This is a genomic window from Bacillus sp. CH30_1T (genome assembly GCF_008364765.1).
Taxonomy (GTDB): Bacteria; Bacillota; Bacilli; order Bacillales; family Bacillaceae_B; genus Rossellomorea.
The window spans coordinates 190,933-217,346 of the sequence record NZ_VTUY01000003.1 but is presented as its reverse complement, the minus strand read 5'-3'; the positions used below and the strand labels follow the sequence as shown (position 1 = coordinate 217,346).

At 41.4% G+C, this 26,414-nt stretch carries 30 protein-coding genes; 18 read left to right on the top strand and 12 right to left on the bottom strand.

Annotated features, from left to right (window positions below):
* The first annotated feature begins 10 nt into the window (after positions 1-10).
* Positions 11-160 carry a hypothetical protein gene (locus F0342_RS24725; RefSeq protein ID WP_187443328.1) on the top strand — a complete coding sequence of 50 codons (150 nt, stop codon included), beginning with the start codon at positions 11-13 and terminating at the stop codon, positions 158-160.
* Positions 160-351, top strand: a complete 192-nt coding sequence (locus tag F0342_RS06480) for a DUF3813 domain-containing protein (protein WP_044337708.1) — start codon at positions 160-162, stop codon at positions 349-351. The genes F0342_RS24725 and F0342_RS06480 overlap by 1 nt, the downstream gene beginning before the upstream one ends.
* Positions 352-394: 43 nt before the next feature.
* On the opposite strand, the gene F0342_RS06475 is transcribed toward F0342_RS06480, so the two are convergent.
* Positions 395-1,132: a BsuPI-related putative proteinase inhibitor gene (locus F0342_RS06475; protein ID WP_149155177.1), complete on the bottom strand. Its 738-nt coding sequence runs from the start codon at positions 1,130-1,132 to the stop codon at positions 395-397.
* A gap of 54 nt (positions 1,133-1,186) precedes the next feature.
* Entirely contained in the window at positions 1,187-2,041 is an 855-nt protein-coding gene (locus tag F0342_RS06470; RefSeq protein ID WP_149155176.1) for a YitT family protein, read from the bottom strand.
* A gap of 187 nt (positions 2,042-2,228) precedes the next feature.
* Here F0342_RS06470 and F0342_RS06465 point away from each other — a divergent pair, with 187 nt between their 5' ends.
* The 5 genes from F0342_RS06465 (at position 2,229) to F0342_RS06445 (ending at position 6,534) form a co-directional block, all read left to right on the top strand.
* Positions 2,229-3,086: a DegV family protein gene (locus F0342_RS06465; protein WP_149155175.1), complete on the top strand. Its 858-nt coding sequence runs from the start codon at positions 2,229-2,231 to the stop codon at positions 3,084-3,086.
* Between the two features lie 57 nt (positions 3,087-3,143).
* Complete coding sequence (locus tag F0342_RS06460; RefSeq protein WP_149155174.1) at positions 3,144-3,275, top strand: DUF3941 domain-containing protein; 132 nt, start codon at positions 3,144-3,146, stop codon at positions 3,273-3,275.
* A gap of 167 nt (positions 3,276-3,442) precedes the next feature.
* Positions 3,443-3,934 (top strand): YajQ family cyclic di-GMP-binding protein, encoded by a 492-nt coding sequence (locus tag F0342_RS06455; protein WP_034763412.1) that lies wholly within the window; start codon positions 3,443-3,445, stop codon positions 3,932-3,934.
* A gap of 69 nt (positions 3,935-4,003) precedes the next feature.
* Positions 4,004-5,356, top strand: coding sequence for a CoA-disulfide reductase (locus F0342_RS06450; RefSeq protein ID WP_149155173.1), 1,353 nt, complete (start codon positions 4,004-4,006; stop codon positions 5,354-5,356).
* Positions 5,357-5,661: 305 nt separating this feature from the next.
* Positions 5,662-6,534 carry an SDR family oxidoreductase gene (locus F0342_RS06445; protein WP_149155172.1) on the top strand — a complete coding sequence of 291 codons (873 nt, stop codon included), beginning with the start codon at positions 5,662-5,664 and terminating at the stop codon, positions 6,532-6,534.
* Between the two features lie 66 nt (positions 6,535-6,600).
* On the opposite strand, the gene F0342_RS06440 is transcribed toward F0342_RS06445, so the two are convergent.
* The 5 genes from F0342_RS06440 to F0342_RS06420 all read right to left on the bottom strand — a co-directional run bounded on the left by F0342_RS06440 (position 6,601) and on the right by F0342_RS06420 (position 12,915).
* On the bottom strand, positions 6,601-7,632 hold the full coding sequence (locus tag F0342_RS06440) for a LacI family DNA-binding transcriptional regulator (protein ID WP_149155171.1): 1,032 nt from the start codon (positions 7,630-7,632) through the stop codon (positions 6,601-6,603).
* A 144-nt stretch (positions 7,633-7,776) separates the two neighbouring features.
* Positions 7,777-9,315 (bottom strand): alpha-amylase family glycosyl hydrolase, encoded by a 1,539-nt coding sequence (locus F0342_RS06435; protein WP_149155170.1) that lies wholly within the window; start codon positions 9,313-9,315, stop codon positions 7,777-7,779.
* A 38-nt stretch (positions 9,316-9,353) separates the two neighbouring features.
* Entirely contained in the window at positions 9,354-10,196 is an 843-nt protein-coding gene (locus F0342_RS06430) for a sugar ABC transporter permease (protein ID WP_149155169.1), read from the bottom strand.
* Between the two features lies 1 nt (position 10,197).
* Positions 10,198-11,484 (bottom strand): carbohydrate ABC transporter permease, encoded by a 1,287-nt coding sequence (locus tag F0342_RS06425; RefSeq protein WP_149155168.1) that lies wholly within the window; start codon positions 11,482-11,484, stop codon positions 10,198-10,200.
* Positions 11,485-11,634: 150 nt separating this feature from the next.
* A complete protein-coding gene (locus F0342_RS06420) occupies positions 11,635-12,915 on the bottom strand; it encodes an extracellular solute-binding protein (RefSeq protein WP_149155167.1) in 1,281 nt (426 codons plus the stop codon).
* Between the two features lie 293 nt (positions 12,916-13,208).
* Between F0342_RS06420 and F0342_RS06415 the strand changes: the two genes are divergently transcribed.
* The 4 genes from F0342_RS06415 to F0342_RS06400 all read left to right on the top strand — a co-directional run bounded on the left by F0342_RS06415 (position 13,209) and on the right by F0342_RS06400 (position 18,540).
* On the top strand, positions 13,209-14,969 hold the full coding sequence (locus tag F0342_RS06415; RefSeq protein WP_149155166.1) for an alpha-glycosidase: 1,761 nt from the start codon (positions 13,209-13,211) through the stop codon (positions 14,967-14,969).
* A 113-nt stretch (positions 14,970-15,082) separates the two neighbouring features.
* Positions 15,083-16,438, top strand: a complete 1,356-nt coding sequence (locus F0342_RS06410; protein ID WP_149155165.1) for an MATE family efflux transporter — start codon at positions 15,083-15,085, stop codon at positions 16,436-16,438.
* 310 nt (positions 16,439-16,748) lie between these two features.
* Complete coding sequence (locus F0342_RS06405) at positions 16,749-17,090, top strand: P-II family nitrogen regulator (RefSeq protein WP_149155164.1); 342 nt, start codon at positions 16,749-16,751, stop codon at positions 17,088-17,090.
* A 61-nt stretch (positions 17,091-17,151) separates the two neighbouring features.
* Positions 17,152-18,540 carry an ammonium transporter gene (locus tag F0342_RS06400; RefSeq protein WP_149155163.1) on the top strand — a complete coding sequence of 463 codons (1,389 nt, stop codon included), beginning with the start codon at positions 17,152-17,154 and terminating at the stop codon, positions 18,538-18,540.
* A 194-nt stretch (positions 18,541-18,734) separates the two neighbouring features.
* Here the strand turns inward: F0342_RS06400 and asnB are convergent, their stop codons facing one another.
* A complete protein-coding gene (gene asnB / locus F0342_RS06395; RefSeq protein WP_149155162.1) occupies positions 18,735-20,582 on the bottom strand; it encodes an asparagine synthase (glutamine-hydrolyzing) in 1,848 nt (615 codons plus the stop codon).
* Between the two features lie 157 nt (positions 20,583-20,739).
* Here asnB and F0342_RS06390 point away from each other — a divergent pair, with 157 nt between their 5' ends.
* On the top strand, positions 20,740-21,303 hold the full coding sequence (locus tag F0342_RS06390) for a DUF2777 family protein (protein ID WP_149155161.1): 564 nt from the start codon (positions 20,740-20,742) through the stop codon (positions 21,301-21,303).
* 78 nt (positions 21,304-21,381) lie between these two features.
* Here the strand turns inward: F0342_RS06390 and F0342_RS06385 are convergent, their stop codons facing one another.
* The 3 genes from F0342_RS06385 to F0342_RS06375 all read right to left on the bottom strand — a co-directional run bounded on the left by F0342_RS06385 (position 21,382) and on the right by F0342_RS06375 (position 23,913).
* Complete coding sequence (locus F0342_RS06385; RefSeq protein WP_149155160.1) at positions 21,382-21,753, bottom strand: YisL family protein; 372 nt, start codon at positions 21,751-21,753, stop codon at positions 21,382-21,384.
* Between the two features lie 70 nt (positions 21,754-21,823).
* Complete coding sequence (locus F0342_RS06380; protein WP_149155159.1) at positions 21,824-22,693, bottom strand: fumarylacetoacetate hydrolase family protein; 870 nt, start codon at positions 22,691-22,693, stop codon at positions 21,824-21,826.
* A gap of 32 nt (positions 22,694-22,725) precedes the next feature.
* Complete coding sequence (locus F0342_RS06375) at positions 22,726-23,913, bottom strand: DUF418 domain-containing protein (protein WP_149155158.1); 1,188 nt, start codon at positions 23,911-23,913, stop codon at positions 22,726-22,728.
* Between the two features lie 131 nt (positions 23,914-24,044).
* Between F0342_RS06375 and F0342_RS06370 the strand changes: the two genes are divergently transcribed.
* The 6 genes from F0342_RS06370 (at position 24,045) to F0342_RS06345 (ending at position 26,049) form a co-directional block, all read left to right on the top strand.
* Positions 24,045-24,266 (top strand): spore germination protein, encoded by a 222-nt coding sequence (locus F0342_RS06370; RefSeq protein WP_138777268.1) that lies wholly within the window; start codon positions 24,045-24,047, stop codon positions 24,264-24,266.
* A gap of 12 nt (positions 24,267-24,278) precedes the next feature.
* The gene (locus F0342_RS06365) at positions 24,279-24,506 is read left to right on the top strand and encodes a spore germination protein GerPB (protein WP_149155157.1); all 228 of its coding nucleotides are present in this window, start codon (positions 24,279-24,281) and stop codon (positions 24,504-24,506) included.
* 32 nt (positions 24,507-24,538) lie between these two features.
* The gene (gene gerPC, locus F0342_RS06360) at positions 24,539-25,168 is read left to right on the top strand and encodes a spore germination protein GerPC (protein ID WP_149155156.1); all 630 of its coding nucleotides are present in this window, start codon (positions 24,539-24,541) and stop codon (positions 25,166-25,168) included.
* The gene (locus F0342_RS06355; RefSeq protein ID WP_149155155.1) at positions 25,143-25,322 is read left to right on the top strand and encodes a spore gernimation protein GerPD; all 180 of its coding nucleotides are present in this window, start codon (positions 25,143-25,145) and stop codon (positions 25,320-25,322) included. Before gerPC ends, F0342_RS06355 begins: the two co-directional genes overlap by 26 nt.
* Before the next feature lie 3 nt (positions 25,323-25,325).
* On the top strand, positions 25,326-25,733 hold the full coding sequence (locus F0342_RS06350) for a spore germination protein GerPE (protein WP_149155154.1): 408 nt from the start codon (positions 25,326-25,328) through the stop codon (positions 25,731-25,733).
* 97 nt (positions 25,734-25,830) lie between these two features.
* On the top strand, positions 25,831-26,049 hold the full coding sequence (locus F0342_RS06345; protein ID WP_149155153.1) for a spore germination protein: 219 nt from the start codon (positions 25,831-25,833) through the stop codon (positions 26,047-26,049).
* 42 nt (positions 26,050-26,091) lie between these two features.
* On the opposite strand, the gene F0342_RS06340 is transcribed toward F0342_RS06345, so the two are convergent.
* Complete coding sequence (locus F0342_RS06340; RefSeq protein WP_149155387.1) at positions 26,092-26,334, bottom strand: HNH endonuclease; 243 nt, start codon at positions 26,332-26,334, stop codon at positions 26,092-26,094.
* Positions 26,335-26,414: the final 80 nt, after the last annotated feature.

Genomic DNA, 26,414 nt, shown 5'->3' with positions numbered 1-26,414 from the left:
GGTGGTAGTGATGGGTAGAAATAAATCTAAACGATTTGTACAACAAGGTAAAATCGCTGTAACAAAACATGATGAACGTATTCCGTACCATCTGACGTATGCTGAAGCAGAGGCTAAAAAGCTTGCATCACATGGCGAAGGGTTAGGGGGAATGGAGTAGTGAGTAATCCATTATTCCAACAGGCCCGTAACGCGGTTCATTCTGCCCAACAAGCATGCAGTACGGGAGAAAACGCTCAAATGTCCATTGATAAAGCGAAAAACGCGTTGTCATCTGCTTACGCTAACTCAAATGTCGAAGAACAAAAGCAGCTTCACGCTCTTCAAGATGAGTTAAACCGCCTTTCATAAAGAAAAAACAAGGGTTGTCCAAAATCGACAACCCTTGTTTTTTTCACGGAATGGAGATGACATATTGGTGAAGAATCTTCCCATCGCCTTTATCCCGCTCATAAAGACTTATAAAGAACTTCTCAGCACTACCTGATAACTCCGGAAGTATGATGGAAAAATCAGTCCAGTTAGGCGCTTCTTTATTAACCTTGAATAATGTTTCTTTTAGAAGCACTCTATGTCCGTCCTCCACCGAATAATAAAAGCTGCCATCTGATACCCGGGCTCGCCCTGTGATGGTATAACGTCCTTTCACCTCACGTACAGTAATTCCTCTAAAGGACGGGTTTTCTTCTGGAACCGAGAATGAATCCACAGCTCGCAAAGGATGATCAAATCCACTCATATCCTCTCCCATCAGCTGTGCTTCAATCCTATATTCCCCTTTTGGGACACGTTTTCCTTCCTGCTTGTAATCCCATGTTTCTTTCCAGATCTTCGTTTCACCCTTTTTCAACGTAAGGGTTTGAAACGCCTGTAGGAATGATTTCCCCTGACTGTACCGATAGACCACTTGGCCCGCTTTGTTTTTGATTGTAAAGTCAAACATCTGACTCGTAGGGAAAGTGATCTTATTATCCCCTTCACTATTATTATAAAGAACGAGCTTGATCTGAGTTCCTTCTTCTCCCGGAAAAGTTTTTACAGAAAAGATCAAAGGTGCCTTCTCTGCTTTCATCTGAGAAGGTACACTAAAGAGCATGAAAGAACTAATAAGTATATAAACAAATGCCTTCAAGGTGATACCCCTTTCTATTCAAGTTCACCTTTAGTATTTGTTAATATTAAGAATCTAATCTTTTCTAAAAAATCCGAATATCCCAGTCGTTTGCACGATATTGGTAAATGCGTTGGGATCTACATCTTTAATAGTATGTTCGAGTTCGTAAAGTTCATAGCGAGAAATGACAATGATCAACATTTCCTTATCTTCACCGGAAAAAGCCCCTTTTGCAGGCAGAGTCGTGATTCCCCTGACAAGCTTTGAATGAATGGCTTCTCTTAATTCATTGGATTTCTTTGTCACAATCATCGCTGTGAGTTTTTCATGGCGTGTATGGATGGAATCAATGACACGGGTAGAAGCATACAACGTTACTAACGTATACAATGCTTTCTCCCACCCATAAAGAAATCCTGCAGAAGTAATGATGACCGCATTCATCAGAAAGAAATAAGACCCGACAGGCTTATCTTTCATTCTGGAAAGAATCATGGCAATAATGTCCATCCCTCCCGTAGATGCACCCCATTTTAACGTGATTCCAACTCCCACCGCGGCAATGACCCCGCCAAAGACGGCGTTTAAAAGAATATCAGGCGATAATTTAATCACAGGAATCACTTCCAGGAATAAGGACGTCAGAAATACGGAAATGAAGCTATACACTGTAAAGGAACGGCCAACTTTAAGCCACCCCAGAATCGTCACAGGAATATTTAAAATAAATAATAAAATACCTGTTGAAATATTGAATGGTGCAAATTCTTTTAACACACTCGACAATAACTGTGCCAATCCTGTAAACCCACTTGCATAAACATTTGCCGGTATCAGGAAAAAATTCATCGCAATGGCGCCCAGTACTGCCCCTACTAACACTACGAAAAACTTCTTCGCTTCTAACTGAACATGATCTCTCGACATTGACAGACCTCCCACATCTAGTTGTTATTTTCTATGTTCCACAATTCATCTTAACTAAACTCATCCCGATAATCATCCTTTCAGAAGTTAATGATACTTTTCACCTTTAAATCATACTCTATGGATTGTTATTTGAATGAAATATAGCTAGACTAAAGCTATATAGAATAATCAAAGGATGATTAGGATGACAGTAAAATTATTTGCTGATAGTGCGAGCGACCTTCCTGCTGCATATTTCAACGAACACAACATAGAACTGCTGCCACTGAAAGTACATATTAATGGTCAGGACTACGAGGACCTCGTCACCATCGAGCCGAAAACCGTATTCAACAAAATAAGGGAAGGACATATGCCAAAAACGTCTCAAGTATCACCGGACCTTTTCATGAAGAAGTTCACAGAGCTTGCAGAATCGAATCAATCCGGTATCTACATTGCCTTTTCCTCACAATTATCAGGGACGTATCAAACGGCTGTGATGATTCGCGATCAGGTAAAAGAGGAACACCCCGCTCTTGATTTGACCATTATCGATTCAAAATGCGCTTCTCTGGGTTACGGATTAGTTGTAATGAAGGCTGCTGAACTGTTACAGAACGGCGGAAGTAAAGAAGAAATTATCGCAGCCTCCCGTTTCCACTCAGAGCATATGGAGCACCTATTCACTGTAGAAGACCTAGAATACCTGGCAAAAGGCGGACGAGTATCAAAAGCATCAGCTTTTCTTGGCGGTCTGCTAAACATCAAGCCTCTTCTACATGTAGAAGATGGAAAGCTTGTCCCGATTGAAAAATTGCGTGGGAAGAAGAAGCTTCTCAAACGAATTCTCGACTTGATGGAAGAACGGGGTGAAGACCTCTCCAATCAAGTGATCGCCATCAGCCACGGAGACGACGAAGAAATTGCTCTTGAAATGAAGAAGCTCATTCAAGAAAAATTCTCACCGAAAGATGTATATATCAGTATTATTGGATGTGCCATAGGTTCTCATACAGGCACAGGCACTTTAGCCATATTTTTCTTAAACGAACACTCATAAACTCCCCTCTTCTTCCTCATACTATGAGAGAAGAATATACTAAAAGGGAGAATCACTATGCCGCATACATCTGATAACGAAAAAAAGGCCAGAGACAACAATGCCCTGCATCAGGAAAAAAATAAGATCAAAGAAGTGAATCGTAAAGCCGGGAAAAATCAGTATTCTAAGAAGACGGATCATTTGTAAGGAGTTGCCGTGGGCAGTCTCCGGCTCTTGGATACGGAAAGTGCCAGTTCTTTATAGAGCTGGTGCTTTTTATTGTTTAAAAAATCCCCCCAATGCATTCATAGAAGTTGTATGCACCATTAAAGGTTGTCTATAATGAAAGAGATAATACTATGGAGGGGTTACATATGGCAAAAGAGAGTTCATTTGATATTGTGTCGAAAGTGGATATGTCTGAAGTGAGTAATGCGATTCAAATTGCGTTGAAAGAAGTTCAAACACGTTATGACTTTAAAGGAAGTAAGAGTGACATTAAATTAGATGGAGAGGAAATCGTTCTCGTTTCTGATGATGAATTTAAAATGAATCAGTTAAAGGATGTACTTCTAAGCAAACTCATCAAGCGTAATGTACCTGTTAAGAACCTTGACTACAGCAAGCTTGAAGGGGCCTCGGGCGGAACCGTTCGTCAGCGTGCGAAGCTCGTTCAAGGAATCGATAAAGATAATGCAAAAAAAATCAATACCATCATCAAAAACTCGGGCGTAAAAGTGAAGAGTCAGGTGCAGGATGATCAAGTACGGGTCACTGGAAAAAGCAAGGATGATCTTCAAAAAATCATCGCCGCTATCCGTGAAGCAGATCTTTCTATCGATGTGCAGTACGTAAACTTTCGTTAATTCGGTTTTTCAAAGAAGTCTAATGGGTACAATATATCCATTAGACTTCTTTCATTTAGGAGGAAAAACATGAAAAAAAAGGTCATCATTATTGGGGCGGTCGGCGGCGGTGCCACCACTGCATCACAGATTAGAAAACTGGATAGTAAAATAGAAATTATTCTTCTTGAAAAGACATCCTATCTTTCATACGGGGCATGCGGAATGCCTTATTACTTAGGTGAAGTCATTAAAGACCGTGAAAGTCTTTTTGCTGCCACACCTGAAAAACTACATACGAAAAAAAACATCGATGTTCGCATGCATCATGAGGCGCTAAAAATTGATCGTGATAAAAAATCTATACTTGTGAGAGATCATGACAAAAACCGGGATTACGAAGAAGCATATGATTACCTCGTGCTCGCAACAGGGGCTTCCCCCTTTATCCCCGACATCCCGGGACTTGATAAAATTCCGGCTTTCCATCTCAGAACCGTTGAAGACATGGACAGAATAAAGCAATTCGTTGAAACCTCAAAGCCAAAAAACTGTACCATTATCGGCGGTGGCTATATAGGAGTCGAAATGTCTGAGAACTTCACTCATTTGGAGATGAAAGTCAATCTGGTTGAAAGATCGGAACATGTCATTAGTGTAATCGATGAAGAGACTGCCATCAAACTGCAAGAGCATATAACGAAACAAGGTGTTAAGTTGTACACCAATGATGGACTGAAAGAGGTGCTAGCAGAAAATACCCTGAAACTAGATAGCGGAGAAACGTTTCAGTCTGACTTCATTCTCCTTTCGGTAGGCGTAAAGCCTAATAACCTTCTTGCTAAGGAAGCCGGGTTATCAACAGGAGAGTCAGGTGGTGTCGTCAGTAATGAGTTTATGCAAACAGACGACCCCTCCATTTATGCAGTTGGAGATGTGGTAGAGTCCATGGATCTTATTGACGGGACCCCTAAGCAGGTTCCTCTCGCATGGCCAGCCCATCGACAAGCTTATATAATCGCAAGACATCTTTCAGGAAACCCCGTACCTTTTAAGGGTATGCTGGGTACTGCTATTGCGAAGGTATTCGACCTTTCCATCGCATCTACCGGAATAGGCGAGAAGGAATTAAATGAAAAGGGCTATTCGTATAAAACATCCGTGCATGAAGGAAAGTCACATGCCGGCTACTATCCCGGTGCTCATGATGTGTATGTGAGAGTCCACTTTTGTCCTGACACCGGAAAGATCTTTGGAGGAAATGTAGTTGGTGGCGAAGGAGTAGACAAGCAAATCGACGTTCTTGCCACAGCCATTTACGGTGGCCTGACCATTACCGACCTCCAGGAAATCGAAACCTGCTACGCCCCTCCTTTCTCTTCTCCTAAAGGCTTGTTGAATATGATCGGCTATAAGGGTGCCGGGTTGATGGAAAAAGAATAATTGTAGGCAGGCTTCTCTCGGGTGAGGCCTGTTTTTTGTATGTCTATGCACTTCGATAAAGATAAATCTGTTAAAATGTTGGATTTTTTAGGAAAGCTGCCGGAATTCCATAAAAAATCGGCTGAACTCCCTCAATCACGGCTCTATCTCACATCAAATGGCTTCGTCCCATATCGAAATAACTGCATTACACGTCAATTCGACCGAAAAATTTGATAAATCTCCCAATAGAAACACGTTAATAATTATTTTTTCCGGGTAAACACTATCTTAAGATAACCTAAATCATCAAAGGAGTGTTTTCATTGTCACCACAACAACAAAATCAGAAGCAAACGTTTCCCCCGCAGCACCAGGATCATCAGCCCGGCACAGTGGATGAAATGAACCCCCAGCCGATTCATACGGATCAAAATTATAAAGGCAGTGGAAAGCTGGACGGTAAGGTTGCACTTATTACCGGAGGAGACAGCGGGATTGGACGATCGGTCGCATGGTATTATGCCAGGGAAGGCGCACATGTCGCAATTTCTTATTTAGATGAACATGAAGATGCGAATAAAACGAAGGATTTAGTGGAAGCGGAAGGTGTAAGATGTATCCTGCTGTCAGGTGATATAGGAAGCTCGACGTTTTGTAAAGACATCGTGAACAAAACGATTTCTGAATTCGGGAAGCTTGATATACTGGTGAACAACGCTGCTGAACAGCATCCTCAACAAGGGCTTACTGATATAAGTGATGAGCAATTGGAGCGTACATTTAAGACGAATGTATTCTCTATGTTTTACTTAACAAGAGCAGCATTGCCTCATCTTAAAAAGGGAGCTTCGATTATTAACACGGCTTCTATCACAGCATATAAAGGGAATAAGGATTTGATTGATTATTCTTCTACTAAGGGTGCCATTGTCAGTTTCACGCGATCCCTTGCAGAAAACATTGCATCCGATGGAATCAGGGTAAATGGCGTGGCACCTGGCCCGATTTGGACTCCGTTGATTCCGTCCACTTTCAGCTCTCAAAAGGTATCTCAGTTTGGAGCGAATACTCCACTAGGACGTGCTGGTCAGCCGTATGAATTAGGACCTGCATACGTATACCTGGCAAGCGAAGATTCAAGCTACGTATCAGGACAGATGATTCATATTAATGGCGGAACGGTAATTAACGGCTAAATTGAAAGCGACTGAAGCATTTGATTCTCCAATAAAGTGGAGTTTAAAGGGCTTCAGTCGCTTTTATTATGAGTTCACTTTTCGCTCACTGCAAGAGCATCTTGTAACGAGCTGATGCGGCACTATGATTCTCTTGATCGGCTCTTTTGGGTTCTCAATCTTTTGGATCAGGCTTTTTGCTGCCTCATTTCCCAGATTGAATATATTGATATCTACAGACGTGAGCGGCGGACGGGACATTTCAGCCAGCAATACATTGTTGAAGCTGACAATGGAAATGTCTTCAGGAACACGGATGCCCATTTCATCCAGTGTGTTCAGTACCCCTAATGCCATTAGATCATCGGCCACTACCAGAGCCGTTGGAGGAGCGTCTAATTGCATCAGTTCATTAATGGCTTCACGACCTCCTTCACGAAGAAATTCTTCATGAATGATGTACTCGTCCTTCATGTCTATTCCAGCATTACGCAAAGCCTTCTCATAACCTAATAGACGCTCAACTGTTACAACTAGGTTGAGGTCTCCACCTATAAAGCCGATGCATTCATGACCAAGCTCCAGCAGATAATCGGTTACTTCCTTCGTTGCCCGGTAGTTGTCATTATCCACATGAGTAATCTCTTCACTATATTTATAAGGCTTCCCGACGACGACAAATGGAAAACCACGATCTTTTAAGTAGTTCATCACTTTATCTTCCACTTTTGAGTAAAGAAGGATGATTCCGTCCACTCTTCCCCCTTGCACCATTTGGACGACCCCTTCATAGATTTCTTCTTCGGATTGACCTGTGGACATCTGAAGTGCGTATTGTTTTTCCTGCGCCCCTTCACTTAGTCCTCTTAACACTGTAGGAAAGAAAGGATTTTGTGAAAAAGTACTAGCCGAACCTGGTAATACAAGCCCCAATACTTGAGTGGATTGATTTGCCAAGCTCCTTGCAATGAAGTTAGGATGATATCCTAACTGCTCCATCGCTTCTCTTACTTTTTGCTTTGTTTTCTCGCTGATTCTTGGATTGTTTGCAATAACACGCGAAACCGTAGATGGAGCTACGTTTGCAAGCTTTGCAACATCCTTGATGGTGACCGCCATTCATTCCACCCCCCTCTTTGAAAATCGTACCCTCTTAGGTGTTGAGGGCTGCTTTATTCTTTTTTACAATAATTAAAACGCTTCCATTTCATTATTCTTAAAAATCAGGAATTGCAGGGCTCATAGATTGAGCCCCGCATCAAATCATGACTGTATTTTCTTCCTTCCACGCTTCCATACAAGATAAATAAAGAGTAAGAAAAGAACATATACAGTGCCAAGTGTCAGTAGGTAAGGATAATTCAATCCACTCTTCTGTTTAAGGGAATAAACCTCTGATTCTTCACGATCGACTATGATCGTATAGTTTCCATCCTTATCAATACGTACCAGGTCTGCGGTTAATAATCCTTTCAGCTCACTATTTTCTGCTAATTCTTCTTCACTCAATTGAACCTTTTGAGATTCACTTGTGTTGTTTATGGCGATCACGAGCGTTTGATCCCCGTAAGTACGCTTAAATATTCCCATACCGTCTTTTTCATAGATGGGTTTTATCGTCCCTCTTGTAAGGGCGGGGTAATCTTGACGAAGCTTTCCTAATTGAGTGATGTAATCAATCAATTCTTCATCTGCCCTAAAGTTCATAAAACGCCGATTATCCGGGTCATTTCCACCATCTACGGCTATTTCTGAACCATAATAAACGATCGGTATCCCTGGAGTCGTATACATATACGTTAGAGCGAGCTTCCACCTGGTACCCGGGAAGAGCTTCTCTTGAACGAGCAGTCTCGTAAAACGTTCCATATCATGATTATCGATAAAAGTCCCCATTAAGTAAGGATCGTCATAGTACGTTTCGTTGTATTTCCAGAAGTTAAAAAGACGATCCATCGATGCATCCGATTTTTGGAATACAGAACGCATTTCTTCTGCTTGAGGAAAGTTAACAAATCCATCAATTCCTACATCATTATACTTCGCTATCTTCTGGGGATCGCGATCGAACACCTCACCAAGAAGATAGAAGTCTTCTTTGACTGACTTAACCTCTTCGCTAAATTCAGTCCAGAATTCTTGTGGTACGTGACGAACAGTATCCAGCCGGTATCCGTCAACATCTGTTTCTTCGATCCACCATTTAGCGGCGTCAAATAAGTAGTTTTTCACTTCAGGATTTTCTGTATTTAAATCGGGAAGATCATATAACCACGCATTTTGTAGACTGTCTTCATTATCGAAGTTCATCGGCTGTCTTTCATGAAACCAGTCCGATTTTTCAGGATCATTCACCCAAGGGTGTTCGGGTCCGACATGGTTTACAACGAAGTCCAGCATCACTTTCATATCACGTTTGTGTGCCTCATCTACAAGCTTTTTAAACGTATCGATGGATCCGAAATGTTCTTCTGTCTTATAGAAATCTGTAATCCAATACCCGTGATACCCAAGGGGTTGATTATCAAAGATCGGGGTCAGCCAGATGGCGGTAAATCCCATATCCTTAATATAATCCAGCTTATCAATCACACCTTGAAAGTCACCGCCTTGATAGGCTTTAGGGTCTTTGGTATCCACATTCTTATCATTGCCCGTATCCCCGTTATTAAAGCGATCGACCATAAGAAAATAAATGGTCTCATCCTGCCATTTTCGTTCTTCTTTTTCAACTGCACCTACCGGAAGGGCGTAAAAAAGAAGAAACGGGACTAAAATGAGAGATAATACTCTACTTTTCATCTCCGCTCCTCCTAAAACTGTTAGTAACGCCTATAAGATTATCCTTTTGTACCCCCTGCCGTCAATCCTGAAACGAAGTATTTCTGGAAGAACAGGAATAATAGAGCAATTGGTACGGCAATTAATACAGATCCAGCAGCAAATGTAGTAAATTCAGCTCCGAATTGTTTTGCTACCATATCATAAAGGGCAACCGGTAATGTGTACATTTTTTCTGAGCGCAATAGGATACTTGCGATGATAAAGTCTGCGAATGGTGCAATGAATGAAAATAGTGCAACTACCGCAATGATCGGTTTTGCAAGGGGCATTACAATCTGGAAGAAAATACGTAAATGTCCCGCTCCGTCCATCTTAGCTGATTCATCAAGCTCTTTCGGAATCGTATCCAGGTACCCTTTCATTAACCATGTATTCATTGGGATCTGTCCACCAACGTATACAAGAATCAATCCAATATGAGTATCCAATAGATCCGTTAATAGTGCTAAAACGAAAATCGCAATTAATGCAGCAAAGTTAGGAATCATTTGGAGGATAAGGAATGTCATTAATCCATTCTTACGACCAGCGAAGCGGTAACGTGAGAAAGAGTAAGCCGTTAAACTGACCAGTAATACCGTAAGTGCCATTGTTGATAAACTTACTTTTAATGAATTCCAGTACCAAAGCAAATAATTACTTTGCTCGAGATCGAATAGTTCCTTATAATGTGCCAGTGTTGCATTCTTAGGAATGATGGATGAACCCGATAAACTTTGTCCTGGGTTAAAGGAAGAACCGATGATCCATGCAACCGGGTAAAGAATGATGGCAAACATAATTCCAATTGCTGCGTATGAAAGTGTCAAACGTATGAGTTTCTGTCTCTTCATATTCATATTACATCATATCCTCTTCTTGGAATGATTTCGTTCTCTTGAACTGCCAGATCGCTACTGTAATGACGATGATGGATAATAATAATGTGATGGCAGCGGCTTTCGAATACTGTGCGGACGTCATAGTCAAACTGTAGATCCAGGAAATCAAAATGTCAGTTCCACCTGCATTTTGTCCTGTCAGGGCAGGTCCTCCGCCATTGAATAAGTAAATAACGTTAAAGTTATTAAAGTTAAATGTATATTGCGTAATGATGATTGGTGCCGTTGCAAAAAGAACAAGCGGCAACGTAATGTTCTTGAATTTTTGGAAAGCCGATGCCCCGTCAACCGTTGCTGCTTCATAAAGCTCATCTGGAATCGATTGAAGTACACCCGTTGTCATGGCAAAGATGAATGGGAAGCCTAACCAGGCTTGAATACCTATAAGGGCAATTCTTGTATACATTGGTTCAGTCATCCATGGTAATCCTTCAATGCCGAAAAATCCTAAGATATCCCGGTTAATCGTTCCGAAAGATTCATTGAACATACCGGCGAAAACCAAAATGGAAACGAAAGCCGGGATGGCCCAAGGTAAAATGAACACGGTACGAATGATTGCTTTTCCTTTTAAATCTTTTTGATTGACCAGGATGGCCAGGAATACACCCAGGGCAACTTGAAGCGTTGTGGCACCGAATGTCCAAACAAGTGTCCAGGCTAAAACGGTGATGAATGTTTCTCTCCAAATATCAATCTTGAAAATATCAACAAAGTTTTGAATCCCTATCCAGTCGACTAATTTAGCCGGCGGTGAGTGATACAAATCATAGTTTGTAAATGCCAGTAAGATAACGAAGATAATCGGGAAGATGACTACGAATACGAGTAGTAAGAATCCAGGAGACATAATAAGATAAGGAAAGCCATTGTCTACTAAATTTCTGTATTGTTCCCGAATCGTACTTAGCTTCTCACCTCTGTCTCTCTTTTCTCCGTTTTTATATGCGTCCCGAAGATTAAATAAGTAAAATCCGATTCCGAAGATTGATACGATGATTGCCAGGATTCCGTATACCATTAAGAAAATGGAATGATCTCCGTATGAGATGTCTGTCCCAAGCGTTGTAATCCCCCATAATCCGTAGCCGATCAAATCTCTAAAGACAAGGATAAAAGCGGCTGTCATGACCAGGAAGAATCCGCCTTTTAGAAACTGTCTATGATACATCTGACCTAATCCAGGGATTAGGGAAAGGGTCAGTGCTGTTTTTCTATGTTTTGTTTGATAGGATTGTTGATCCATCCTATATTCCCCTTTCTACGTTCACAATTTTGATAAGCTTCAAGAGCTTTTTAAGAAAAGAAGTCATTATTTCCTTAAAAAGCCCTTGAATAGGTCTTTAAAAGGATAGCAGTACCTCTCTAATTGAGAAGGTACCGCTATGTTTATTCATTAGTTTGAGTGATTGGCATCAATGTTTTCTTGAATTTGCTTTACAGCTGCATCAAGAGCCGTTTTAGGTTCTTGTTTGCCTGTCACAACGGTTTGAAGTGAGTCAGCCATTGGTCCCCAAACCTCTCCCATTTCAGGAATGTTCGGCATTGGAACCGCATTTTGAGATTGCTCAGCAACCGCTTTAGCTCCTGGATTTTCTGCGATCGCAGGATCGTCGATCAACCCTTGGTTTGTTGGAACTTCTTGAGTTTGTTCAAAACGTAATTTCGCATACTCATCTTGAGTGATGAATTCGATGAATTTTTGAGCCCACTCTTTATTTTCAGAGTATCCTGATACGTGCCATCCTTTAACACCCATGAAAGTTTTCATCGGCTCTCCGTTTGGAAGTTTAGGCATAGCAGATACCCCGATATCGATTCCAGCATCTTTGTAACCTTGGAAAGACCATGGTCCATTCATGACAGAAGCAACTTTTCCTTCACCAAACAGACCGTCCATTGCAGATCCACCATTTTCACCAACGATACCTTTAGGGAATAAACCTTCTGTGTACCATTTTTGAATATATTCCGTACCTTCTACAGCACCTTCATTGTTTAACCCAAGATCTTTCGCATCTAATGCTCCATCATTTTCAGCAAATACATATCCGCCAAATCCACCGATTGGTGCATGAGCGAAGTAGAAGTTGTCCCAAAGAGCTAAGAAACCGTAGTTTCCATCTTTTGTGAAGTCTTTAGAGAATGTGTAAACTTCATCCATTGTTTTGGGAACTTCTTCCATTAATGCTTTGTTATAAACGAATACCGGTGTTTCAGAAGACTTTGGAAGACCATATAGTTTTCCATCATAGCTCTCCGCCGTCATAGAAGATTCAGTGAAACGCTCTTCAATGTCCCCTTCAACTTCTAAAGCAGCGATATGACCAGCAAGAGCAAGCTCACCGATTTGGTCATGTGGTAATGTTAAAACGTCTGGACCAGTTCCAGCAGGACCATCTAAACGTAATTGTTCTTTCATCTTAGTAGCCATTTCGACTTCTTTCACTTCAACTTTGATGCCAGTTTCTTCTTCGAACTTAGCACCTACTTCATCCAGCCATCCAGTTTTCTCTTGATCTTCCCAGACAACCAGTTTTTCAGGTTTGTTTGCATCGTCAGCTTTCTTCTCTCCGCTGTCGTTGTTTCCTGACCCTTCTTCACGATTAGGACCACAAGCAGCCAACGCCCCTAGTACAAGCATGATTACCATCAATAATGATAACGCTTTTTTCATCTCAACCCCTCCTAAGTATGGTAAAAAGTATTGATTCATATTTTAGACTGAACAAACGTTTGCACATACCTATGACATTTACTTGAAAGATATCGCTTACATTCTTTGTGAAAACGATTGCACAATCTACTTCTTATTATACAAACTAAATCTCCTTTGACAATACTTTTTTGAAAATTTTTTATGTTTGCCAGGGAGAAAAGAAAACGCTTCACTAGATTGATGGCCCATTATTGACAACATTGTTGCTTTAGAATACTCTTTAAATGGAATCAAAAAGAGGAGGATTTACGATGCTACTGGAAGCCATTTATCATAGACCAAAAGATAACTATGCATACGCTTGCACTGAAAACGAATTACACATACGGATTCGTACGAAGAAAAATGATGTAGAAAACGTCACACTCCTGCACGGAGATCCCTATCAATGGGAAGCCGGAAAATGGATTTATGACCGTAAGGAAATGATTTTAACCGGAACTGATCACCTGTTTGATTATTGGTTTGCTCCCATCTCCCCCCCTTTCAGACGCCTTCGTTACGGTTTTCTTCTCCATGACGAAACGGATGAAGTCTTTTATGGTGAAAAAGGATTTAATGAGGCTCCTTCTACTGATATCGGGGATTACTTCTGCTTCCCGTTCTTGAATGCCATCGATGTCTTTCAAGCACCGGCATGGGTGAAGGATACAGTATGGTATCAAATCTTCCCGGAGCGATTCGCAAATGGGAATCAGGAGAATGACCCTGAGGGAACACTGACTTGGAATAGTACAGAGCCCACTCCGACCAATTTCTTCGGTGGGGATATAGAAGGTGTGATCCAGAACATTCCTTATCTAAAAGAGCTTGGGATCTCCGGGATCTACTTTACCCCAATCTTTAAAGCTCATTCCAACCATAAATACGACACGATTGATTATTTCGAAATCGACCCACAGTTTGGGACGAAAGAAACTTTGAAGGAATTAATAAAGGTCTGTCATGAGAATGAAATTAAAGTCATGCTGGATGCCGTCTTTAATCATAGCGGATTCTATTTTGACCAATTCCAGGATGTACTTGAAAACGGAGAAGATTCTCCTTATAAAGAGTGGTTTCATGTAAACGAATTTCCTTTGGATATAGAAAGTAAGCCCCCTAATTATGATACTTTTGCATTCGAACCTTCCATGCCGAAATTAAATACTGAAAATGAAGAGGTCCACAATTATCTATTAGAGGTTGGCCGATACTGGATAAAGGAATTTGATATCGATGGATGGCGTCTGGATGTTGCAAATGAAGTTGATCACCACTTCTGGCGTGAATTCCGGAGAGAAGTGAAGGGTATAAAACCGGATCTATATATTTTAGGAGAAATTTGGCACGATTCAATGCCCTGGTTACGGGGAGATCAATTCGATGCTGTCATGAACTATCCTTTCACGACAAATCTCTTGAATCTATTTGCTCATCAAACGATTTCTGCTTCTCAATTTGTAGAAAATATGGCTTCGGTCGTGCATATGTACCCTAAGAACGTAAACGAAGTGAACTTCAACCTTGTCGGAAGTCACGATACACCTCGTGTATTAACAGAGTGCGGCGAAGATATCCGACGTGCTAAACAAATTTACACGTTCATGCTCACTTTCACAGGTACACCTTGTATTTATTATGGTGATGAAATTGGCCTGACTGGTGAACAGGATCCAGGGTGCCGTAAGTGCTTCCCATGGGAAAAAGAACATCATAATGAAGAGCTCTTCGGGCATATACGGAAACATATCGCCCTCCGTAATAAGTATCCACTGTTAAGCAACGAAGGAAATCTGACTTTTTTACCCGGGAACCTTCATGAGCATTGCCTTTCCTTCACAAAATCAAACGGAGAGGAAACAATCTTTGTCCTATTAAACTCCAGTGAAGAATCTACCACCTACTCTCTTCCTTTTGAATTAAAAGGAAAGAAAATCACGAATCTGTGGAGCGGTGAAGATTTTGCCGCTGAAGCAGATTCCATTGAAGTGACACTTGAAGGGTATGGATTTGCCATCCTGAAATTTTAATAAAGCTTAGTTCGTGAAAAGCGGGACTACACCTTAACGGTTAGTCCCCTTATCTATTTAAATCGATCAGAATGACCAGGTACCTATCCCTGGCCAGCTAAAGGAGAAAATCTATGAGTAAGAATCAAAAAAACATGACCCTCTTCGCCTTGACTTGGCCGATTTTCATTGAAATTTTCCTTCATATGCTGATGGGAAATGCCGATACGTTAATGCTCAGTCAGTACTCAGATGACTCTGTCGCAGCCGTCGGGGTATCCAACCAAATCCTCTCACTCATTATTGTCATGTTTGGATTTGTCGCAACAGGTACTGCCATTCTTGTTGCTCAGCATCTGGGAGCCCGGGAGGACCGATTGGCTGGAGAAGTATCCATCGTTTCCATTGCCGTTAACTTAGGGTTCGGTCTTTTCCTCAGTTTCGCCCTTGTGTTTTTCAGTGAACCGATCCTGCTTTCAATGGATCTTCCCCGATCGTTGATGAATGAAGCCTCTTCATATTTAACAATCGTTGGAGGATTCGCCTTCATCCAGGCGTTGATCATGACGGCCGGTTCCATCATGAGGAGCTACGGCTATACAAAAGACGCCATGTACATTACGATTGGAATGAATATCATTAATGTGATCGGGAACTATTTATTTATCTTTGGTCCATTTGGCGTTCCTGTTTTAGGGGTGGAAGGGGTAGCGATTTCCACGATTGCTTCGAGACTTATCGGATTTATCGTGAGCATCATCGTGATTACCAAACGAATCCCAAATGCTCTTCCAATCAAGAGATTATTTCAGTTACCTATTTCTCATGTAAAAAATTTATTGCGCATCGGGATTCCCTCTGCAGGAGAACATTTATCATATAATGGTTCACAAATGGTCATTACGTATTTCATTGCAAGTATCGGAACGAACGCACTCACCACCAAGGTGTATGCACAAAACCTGATGATGTTTATCTTTTTATTCAGCGTAGCGATCAGTCAGGGAACTCAAATTATCATTGGTCATATGATCGGAGCGAAACAATTTGACAGTGCCTATGAACGGTGTTTGAAAAGTTTAAAGATCGCTATCTTCATCTCTCTTATTATGGCCGGAATTTTCTCTATCGCAGCCGAGCCGCTGCTGCGAATATTTACAAATAACGAAGAAATCATTTCTCTTGGTAAAACATTAATCTACCTGACCATCATTCTAGAACCAGGCAGAAGCTTCAACCTTGTCGTCATAAACGCACTAAGGGCAACAGGCGACGTGCGCTTCCCAGTATATATGGGGATCTTATCCATGTGGGGAGTGAGCGTTACGCTTTCCTATATACTCGGAATCTGGTTCGGGCTCGGACTTATCGGGATCTGGATCTCCTTTATTGCCGATGAATGGCTCCGAGGCATCATCATGCTCAAACGCTGGCGATCCAAAGTATGGATCCAGAAACGATTTGTCCAAAGTAATAAAGGTACAATATAGAGGGACGGGGCTTCCTTTAGGAGGTTGCGAACCTTGACGCAAGTTCATATAACCGCCGCTCCCCTCTCTCCTTTCAAAAAGAGTCAGCTCTCCAACCGAGCTGACTCTTTTTTCACACTAAATGAAAACGCATCCACCAACTTATGTTATGTTTTTTTACATAAAAACGCTTACATTACAAATTAACACTTGAACTTTTGTTATTTTCTGAATATGATAAATAATATAACTTATTCATGTCATAAAACCTAACATCCATGAATCATTTTTCTAAGAATGAAAGAACAAAAAACAAAAGGAGGAAAATACAATGAAAAAAGTAGAAGCGATTATTCGTGCAGAAGCATTCTTGTCCCTGCGAGAAGCGTTATGCCTTCGTGGATTCAGCGGGCTAACCGTATCAGAAGCAGCTGGCTGTGGAAAACAGAAAGGAAAGCAAGGGATTTTCAGAGGGAATAAATTCGAACTGCAGTTAGTCCCCCGTGTAAAGGTGGAAATGATTGTCGACGATGGTCAAGTTGAAGACATCATTGATCTCATTGTTGAACATTGCAGTACCGACACCATAGGAGACGGAAAGATTTTCATCTATCCGGTCGAGGATGTCATTCGCATCCGTACAGGTGAACGAGGAAAAAAAGCCGTTTTATAGATCACTTCATTCTTAACTCAATCACTAAGCCGCTGGCCAAACCAATATTGGAGGGATACCATTGATTAAAAAAATTTCTGCTCTGTTGCTTCTGTCACTGTTTGTGAGTACTACTGCTTTCGCTGCGGCCCCTACCGCAGAATCTGTTCAAGCGTCCGTTGACTCCCTATGGGTCATGATTGCTGCAGTCCTTGTGTTCTTCATGCACGCTGGATTCGCCATGGTTGAGACCGGATTCACCCGTGCCAAGAACTCTCTTAATATCCTGATGAAAAACTTCTTAACTGTTGCCATTGCCTCTGTTTTGTTTTTCATTGTAGGATTTGGGTTTATGTTTGGAGGAACATCCGGAGGCATCATTGGAATTGACAGTTTTTTCCTTTTAGGACGTGAAGACATCGGTTTCTTCTTATTCCAATCCGTATTTGCCGCTACATGTGCAACTATCATTTCAGGTGCTGTAGCTGAACGAATGAAACTTAATAGTTATATTCTGTTAACCATTGCCATGACTGGAATCATTTATCCAATTGTCGGACATTGGATATGGGGAGGTGGATGGCTTTCAGAGCTGGGATTCGTTGATTTCGCCGGATCTACAGTCGTTCATTTAACAGGTGCTGTCGGAGCCTTCATTACGGTACTTTTCCTTGGAGCACGTATCGGCAAATACAATAAAGGGAAAGTGAATGTCATTCCTGGTCATAATATCCCGATCGGTGCCCTTGGGGTATTCATCCTTTGGTTCGGCTGGTTTGGATTTAATGGAGGCAGCAGCTTGGCCGCTGATCCGACACTTGTCCCCCACGTCATTACAACAACTTTATTCTCAGCATCTGCCGCCATTCTTTCATCCGCTTTCTACACGTTAGTGAGATTTAAACGAATTGACCCCTCCCTCACTTTAAATGGAGCTCTGGGAGGACTTGTCGGTATCACCGCCGGCTGTGCCAATGTATCACTCGCCGGTTCTCTCATTATCGGGCTTGTTGCAGGAGTGATCCTTGTTGAAGCCGTAACCGTAATCGATTCTAAACTTAAAGTCGATGATCCTGTAGGGGCCATTGCCGTACATGGAATTTGCGGGATATGGGGTACAGTAGCAGTCGGGTTGTTTGATGTTTCAAACGGCTTATTATATGGCGGTGGTGTTTCTTTAGTAGCCACTCAAGCCCTCGGTGTGTTAGCAGTTATTGCCTGGACCTCCGTCACTGTCGGAGGGTTCCTGTTCATCGTAACGAGAGTATCAAGTATTCGCGTTTCACGTGAGGAAGAACTTTCAGGACTGGACTTTACAGAGCATGGGTCGAACGCTTATGAATTAAAGGATACTGTATTAGAATCAAACGTTTCTTCCTCTTCTCCTTTTGGATCTGATTTAGTTGATCGATTAAATTCGATTGGAACAGGTAAAGTGAGTGAAACCATTAATCAGCGAAACACAATATAATCAGATCGGGAGCTGCTGCAGAAGCGGCTCTCTTCTTTTGCCTCTAACAAAAATAAGCTCATATGGAAGGCTTCCAATAAAAGCTTCCATACGAGCTTATTTACGAATTCGTCGAAATGATTTTTTCTTTTTCATCTTGGACAAAAAAAGGTGAGCTTCTTTCATATAAGAAGCTCACCTTTTTCGTACGACTACTATTCCACAATCTCTACATTATAATCCTTAAACCAAACATGAATCTGTGCCAGGTGGGCAAGTAGCTGGGGACCGGTCATGAGTTGGCCGTACCATGGCACCTGGAAGGCAGATCCGCCTGTTGCAACGATTGCTTTCAGTTTTTCTTCATCGAATAATTCATAGAGAACACTTGATTTGTCTTCGAGTATTTCATTCAACCAGTCACTGACCAGCTTCGTGTACTCAGGGTGATGGGTCTTTGGGTACGGACTTTTCTTACGATAAAGGACTTCGTGAGGCAATACTCCTTCAAGAGCCTTTCGTAGAATTCCTTTTTCTCTTCCTTCGTGCATTTTCATCTCCCATGGAATATTCCAGACGTATTCTACGAGTCTATGATCAGCAAATGGAACACGGACCTCTAAACTTGCACCCATACTCATCCGATCTTTACGATCTAACAATGTCGTCATGAACCAAAGTAAATTCAGGTAGAATAATTGTCTTCTTTTTGTTTCAACTTCACTTTCCCCTTCTAATAATGGGGTTTCTGCCATAGTGCGATCATATTGCTCCAGTACATATTCTTCCAGATTTAATTTCTTGCTCCATTCTTCTTTTAGAAGACCTTGACGCTCAGCCGTGGAGCGCATCCATGGAAATCCTCTGCGGTCGAAATCTTCAGGACGGTGAAACCAAGGGTAACCACCGAATATTTCATCCGCACACTCCCCTGACAATCCAACCGTGAAGTCCTGTTTAATTTCCCGACAGAACCATAATAATGATGAATCAACGTCTGCCATCCCCGGTAAGTCTCTTACATGAACCGCTTCAGTAAGATAATCTTTCAATTTCTGTTGGCTGATGACACAGCGATGGTGCTCAGTATCGAATTCAGAAGTCATTTTTTCTATCCATGGTGCATCAGAATTAGGCTGAAAGTCGTCCGCTTTAAAGTATTGTTCGTTTTCTTCATAATCAATGGAATAGGTATGAAGTTTCCCTTTTCCTTCTTTTTTATAGCTGTTCGCTGCCACCGCTGTAATCGCACTTGAATCGAGTCCGCCTGATAAGAACGTACAAAGCGGCACATCGGAAACGAGCTGTCTCTCGATGGCATCAGTCAACAGGAACCTCACCTTTGACACTGTTTCAATAAATGAGTCTGTATGCTCCTCACTCTTCACATTCCAGTATCTCCATATTTTCAAGCCGTCTTTTGAAAAAAGCATAGCATGAGCAGGACGAAGCTCTTTCACTCCTTTAAACACTCCATTACCAGGCGTACGGGATGGCCCCAGTCCCAATACTTCCGCTAATCCCTGATGATCCACCTGGGGCAAAACATCAGGATGGGCCAGTAACGCTTTGAGTTCGGAACCAAAGAGGATGCCTTCTTCCTTTTCAAAATAAAATAAAGGCTTTACGCCCATTCGGTCCCTGCCTATAAATACATGCTCCTTCTCACTGTCCCACACAGCAAAGGCAAAAATCCCATTTAGGTGATGGACACAATCCTCACGCCACTCTATATAAGACGTTAACAAGACCTCCGTATCAGAATGTCCTTTGAAGGTATACCCCTTAGATATAAGTACTTTTCTCAAATCTTCTGTATTGTAAAGTTCTCCATTGTAGCAAATGGTAAAATGGTGGTTCTTATGCTGAATGCTCATGGGCTGCCTTCCACCTGCAGGATCTACGACAATCAATCGTTTATGACCAAACGCAACATGTTGTTCAATCCATACATTCGTTTCATCTGGCCCTCTCTTAGAAAGGGTTTCTGCCATTTTTTCCACTACTTCTTTTTGATCAGACAAATCTCGTTTATAATGAATCCAACCTGCAATTCCGCACATGGTGATCATCCTCACTTTCTAATCAAACAAACTGGGCTCACGGACACATAAATTATTCTATGCTCAAGGTAAGAAATGGTTAATTGTCTCAATCAATTTTCACATGAATGAAATATGATAATTATGACAAGAAATGTAGTTAAGGAGGGATATTCACTTGAGCAACACTTTTCGATCAAACATTATAAAATCCCAAAAAAGGTCCTATTCCGAAGGCACTGCCCTTTACGAAGATGATACGTGGTACTTTTTCGAAATTGACGCCGAGGAAGAGTCTGAGCTCGAATTTTACCTCAATCATGAATTGAAAGTATATAGAGATGGAGACTGGCTTTCTGGTGTTCTGTTGGAAGATGGAATTATTGTCACTCCGTATGAACGATTAAGAATCGAGAATGGCGATCGAATTCAAATAAAGAAGAATATATTGTATTCGTTGGAGAATTTATTGGAAGAAATTTCTGATGATGCTTTTCATCAGTTTACAACTGCCTTAAACAATCTGGGTTATTCTATTTATGATAGTATCTTTTGCCATAACCACCTGGTTTTCCTTGGAAATCAAAAGATCAAAGAAGGAGTTAACTTCATCACCTTCGATAACGGTGTAGAAGTATGTGCTGTCCAGCATCACTTCACCTATTACAAAAAGAAGCGTGACCGCTTTGAATTCACATTAAGTACGGGGAAACGAATTGTGATTGAAAGTTTTAATATTTAATCCATTCATAAGCCCAAATAGAAAAAAGCAAATGCCTGCCGCTATCCGGCATACATTTGCTTTTTTTCTATTACTTCTCTATCCAAGGAAATTTAAGCCAAGAGGCAAACGTAATCCCAGGTAAAGAACAATGATTAAAGCGATGATCAATTGAATCCAGAACACCCTCGTACTCTTGCCTTTATTCGTACGAACCAAGACCATCTCGAACATCCCGATGACCCAGATCCCAACCAATCCTTTAATGCCATATAGGGCAGGATTAATTCCTTGATGCTTCCAGAATAATAGGGCACCCGTTAAAATAATGAGCAAGTAGAATAACCTCAAGATCATATGTACAACTTTCATGCCTTTTTTCTTTCCTGCATTATGTAAGCCAACCGCTACAAAGAAAAGAATAATCGCAATGACCCAAGTTGTAATATGGGCATGTGTATTATCAAACATTATGAACCTCCTATGTAGATAGTTTACGTTCATAATATTACCATAGTCTTTACTCCAACAGAAATTTTAACTAGGCCTGTAACTGATTTGTCAAAATTCCCAGAGATTCAATTTCGATTTCCACTCTGTCACCCTTCTTCAGGAAAAGCGGAGGCTTGAAGCCTTTTCCAACTCCAGCCGGTGTCCCGGTAGCAATGATATCACCAGGCTCAAGTGTCATCCCCTTTGATAATGTCGAAATGATGGTGGGAATGTTGAATATCATTTCACTTGTGTTCGAAGACTGACGTATTTCGTCATTTACCCTCGTCGTGATTTCCAGATTCTGCGGGTCGACGATTTCATCCTTCGTGACAAGATACGGACCGATCGGACATGTAGTATCCAGGCTTTTACCGATAAAAAATTGGCCATGCTTTTTCTGCAGGTCCCTGGCGGTTATATCATTGAGTATCGTGTATCCAAATACGTACTCCAAGGCGTCTTCCAGGGAAACCCCTTTCCCTTTCTTGCCAATCACGACAGCAAGCTCCCCTTCATAATCAAGCTGCTCCGTCATTTCACCATGATGCAACACCATTTCTCCATGACCGACTACTGTATTGGTGGCTTTAGTGAAGATCATGATGTCTTTAGGGATATCCTGTTCGCTGCCCATTTCAATGGCATGATCACGATAATTTTTTCCCACACACATAATATTCCTCTTCACTCGTGGAAGAGGTGACAGCCACTTTATCTCATCATGTGAATAAGAGCGGGGTACTATCGAATCGTCCTGGAGAACATTTTTCACCTTATGAAGAAAGCCTTCCCCTTCTTCTACCCCGTCAAGTAAATCCTTAGATAAACCGTCAAAGCAGGCCAATTCTATGATTCTTCCATCTCGTTCCACACCATACGTCTGTCTATCCCCAATCTGAAAGCTAACAAATTTCATTCCTTACTCATCTCCTTCATTTGATTGAGAAACTATAACTCTCTTTGTTTAACCACAGTGCTTCTTCCATAGCTTAATACACGCCACAACTTCTCAACAGGACCGTATTTAAACTTGGATAACCAAATCTCTGATAAGATGACTTGAATGACATAAATCCCAACCGCCAGCAAAGTCCCCGTCGTTAACGTCACTTCTCCGTAGAGTCCAAATCCATAAGAATAGAATATCAGGGTGCCGATGATCGATTGCATGAGGTAGTTCGTCAAGGACATTTTCCCTACTGAGGCTAAAGGCTTGCTCCCTTTCATGATTTTTTCATTCAACAATAATAATGAAAGGATTATTGCATAAGATACTGATAAGAACGGACCTCCCAAAAAGTCTTGAATATATGCATATGCAAAATTGGACTGGATGAATAATGGCATTGATTTAATGAAAATCCCAATCGCCAAAGTACAGCTACCTATTACAATCCATGTCTTCTTATAATCTCTTACCTTTTCCAAGAGTTGCAGTTTACTAGCCCCTGCCCCGATCATCATCATTGGTAAGATAGAAAGTAATAAGAATATGAGGTTACCTGGTGAATTCACCGCATACCAGTCCTGAAAACGCTGCTCCATAATACTGCTGAAGCTTCCGGATGCATAAGCGGCAACTGAATTCTGCAGCGACTGGATATCAGTGAACTGGGTTACACCAGTCGGATCTGCGAAAGTCATTAATACGAGCAGAATACTGAAAAATAATTGAGGCAGCAGAAATAATAATCCCCCTAACCACAATAATCCCTTTCCAGACAGCCTCATAAATACGAGCAGCAGCAGCCCAAATACGGCATAATTAATTAAGATATCTCCTGACCAAATAAGAAAAGCATGAATGCAGCCAATCACTAATAAGATAAGAAGCCTTCTGATTCCAAATAGATAGAAAGACGTTCCTTTAGCAGTTGCCCTTTGCTGCTGAATGCCTAACCCATACCCAAACATCATGGCGAACAGAGGATAGAAGCTTGCTTGGACCAATACATCAATCCATGGATACAAGGCGACATCTTCAGGCGTTTTCCACCAGGAATACGGATCAAGATACAGAAATGGTGAATGAAAGGAAATCATGTTAATGATAAAGATCCCAAGCAATGAAAAACCCCGGATCACATCAAGACTTACAATACGTTCTGAATGATCAATTGGCGATAATGTGTTCATGTGCTATTCCTCCGAAAAAAAAATTCTCTTTTCCATTTTAACTCTAAATATGAAATTAGGCGATTATCACCTATTCGTTCCTATCACATAGAATAACAATAATTAACTTTGTCTTAAAGGTGTGAGTTGATATGCCCGCAATCGTAGGAATTGCTCAAGTCGTAAGCGTCGGTTCAAGTGCCGTCTTCCATATTGGAGATGTATTTAACATTAGTCCAATTTCCACAGCCAAGACCTTCGCAGGGGCAGGTTCGTTCATAACAGGAAAGGGGATTTCAGTCTACAATGAAAGCTCCTTGACCTATACCGTGGACGATGATGGAATGGATCAAGGAATAAACTTTAACCTATGAGTGTGATGCCGAATGACGAATTATTATGTTCAACAATCCATACAGATTCAATTTATTAAAATCGGGGGGATGTCCAATTCTTCCATCCTTCAGATTGGAACATGCGGTCAAATCACTACAAATAACTTTCTTTATAATACAGGGGGCTTCACGGAGCCTGCTCCAGAAGCGGAGAAAAACGGTAATGGAGAACCACCTCCCTCTGTAACCCCCCTCGTTCCCCTGCAAACGCCAAGTTAACCTAAATCGCGACAAAAGAAAGAGGTGGCAGTATGAACAATTACTATATGACCCCACAACAACTTTATCAGTATATCGAGATGTTGAACACGAAAATTGTCGCGTTGGAAAAAAAAGTGAATGAGCTGTCACAAGAGGTAATAACACTAAGAGATGCTCCGAAAATCAACGTTGAAAGAATCGAATATAAATTTGATCAACTCAAAGTAGAATCTCTTGATGGCACCTTGAATATTGGATTAAATCCAAATAACTTAAAAGAAACCATAGAGGATCTGGCCGTCGAGCAAAATGTGGATGTCAATTCAATAAAGGACATCAAGCCCTATAAAGAAAGGATTACCGCAGAAATTAAAGCGTATATCGATTCAGAATTACCAAGCCTTATTCAGGATAATGAAATGCAATTTAAGCGGTCACTGGATCCGTCTTACTACGAAATGATCCAGCAGGATTTATTGAACCAGATGCCACAAAGAATCGATTTCTATTTACAGAACATCCCCTATATTGAGTCAAAAGACCAAGAAGGAGAATGGGAACGGAAAATCATCAGCAAAATCAAAAAGGATATCGAAACGGCCCTCTTCTCCTTTATGTCACAAATCCCAAATAATATGGAAGGAATGAAGAACAATGAACCTCCAGGTCATCAATCGTGAACTTTCAGTTGGAAATATTGATATTGCAGGGGTGGCGAGTTCTTCCCTCGTGCTTGTTGGAGATGCTGATATCATTCAATTGGCATCTGCCTTCGACACCCCCCCTGAGTCCCTGATCATCGGCCCATTTGTCCCTCTGTCCCCTGAAGGATAAATCATGATGAAACGATATTCCATCGTAAACAAGCTTGATGGTATCACTCTGGCCTTTAGTTCGGTTTATCAAATTGGTGATTCCCAAAATATTTGCGCTCGCTCAAAGGCTTTTGCAGTACAACGTGAAAAAGAATTTTTCCTGACGAGTGAGGGAAGCTTCGATTCAGATGTATTCCAAAATCCGATCGACCTGCCTGCAATCAATCCTGACATTCGGGTAAGCCGCCTAAACCTTTGTCCCATCAAGGTCGACAACATGAACATCCGAGCTACCTCCTCTTCTTCCATTATTCATTTAGGGAATACTTGCAATGCGTATATGGAAGCAAGGGTGAAAAATATCCGGCAGTTGGAAAATAGTGAAGATGACACTCCTCAAACATTTGAAACGATCGATGAACTAGATTGATGCGCGGTGTTTTTTTCTGTTCAAGGCTGACCGAAGAACCTTCCCTGTAAGTTCACATAGGCTAACCATATAGACAAATAAAAAGAGGATGTTGATTATGCCCGCTTTAGTAGGTCCTGTCGCTATTCTTAACGTTGGTGGAGGAAATGTTCAGTTTGGAGATACGGCCGTTATTTCACCTAAGTCAGCAACCAAGACATTCGGTGGCGCCGGCGGTTTTAATACTGGTCCATTTCAGTTAAGCTATAATGTCTTCAGCGTAAGTACCACGTTTGATTGCAATGTCGTGGATCAACCAATCACCGGAAATAACTAAAAAACAAAAAGCCCTTATGCGGCTTTTTGTTTTTTGATTTCCTTATCGTTTCTTTCGACGTTTGATACTTTTCTTTGTCTTCACCAATTTAGTGGAGGGCTGCTTTCGGATCCACTTCATTAACTTATGAATCTTTTCATCCCCCCTCAAGTTTTCGATGGTGTTCAATCTTACTTCCAATTCGTCATTTGTATAGAGTGAATGGATTTGCTTATGACACGGAATACAAAGTTGTGCTGTAGGAAGGAAGGTTCCCCCAACCTCTTTAGGTGTCAGGTGATGAATCGTAGTTTCTACATTTTGCCGGGAGCATAATTCACAGGTACCTCGTTTTTTTACTCATCTTAAGCCCTTCCTGAATGTGT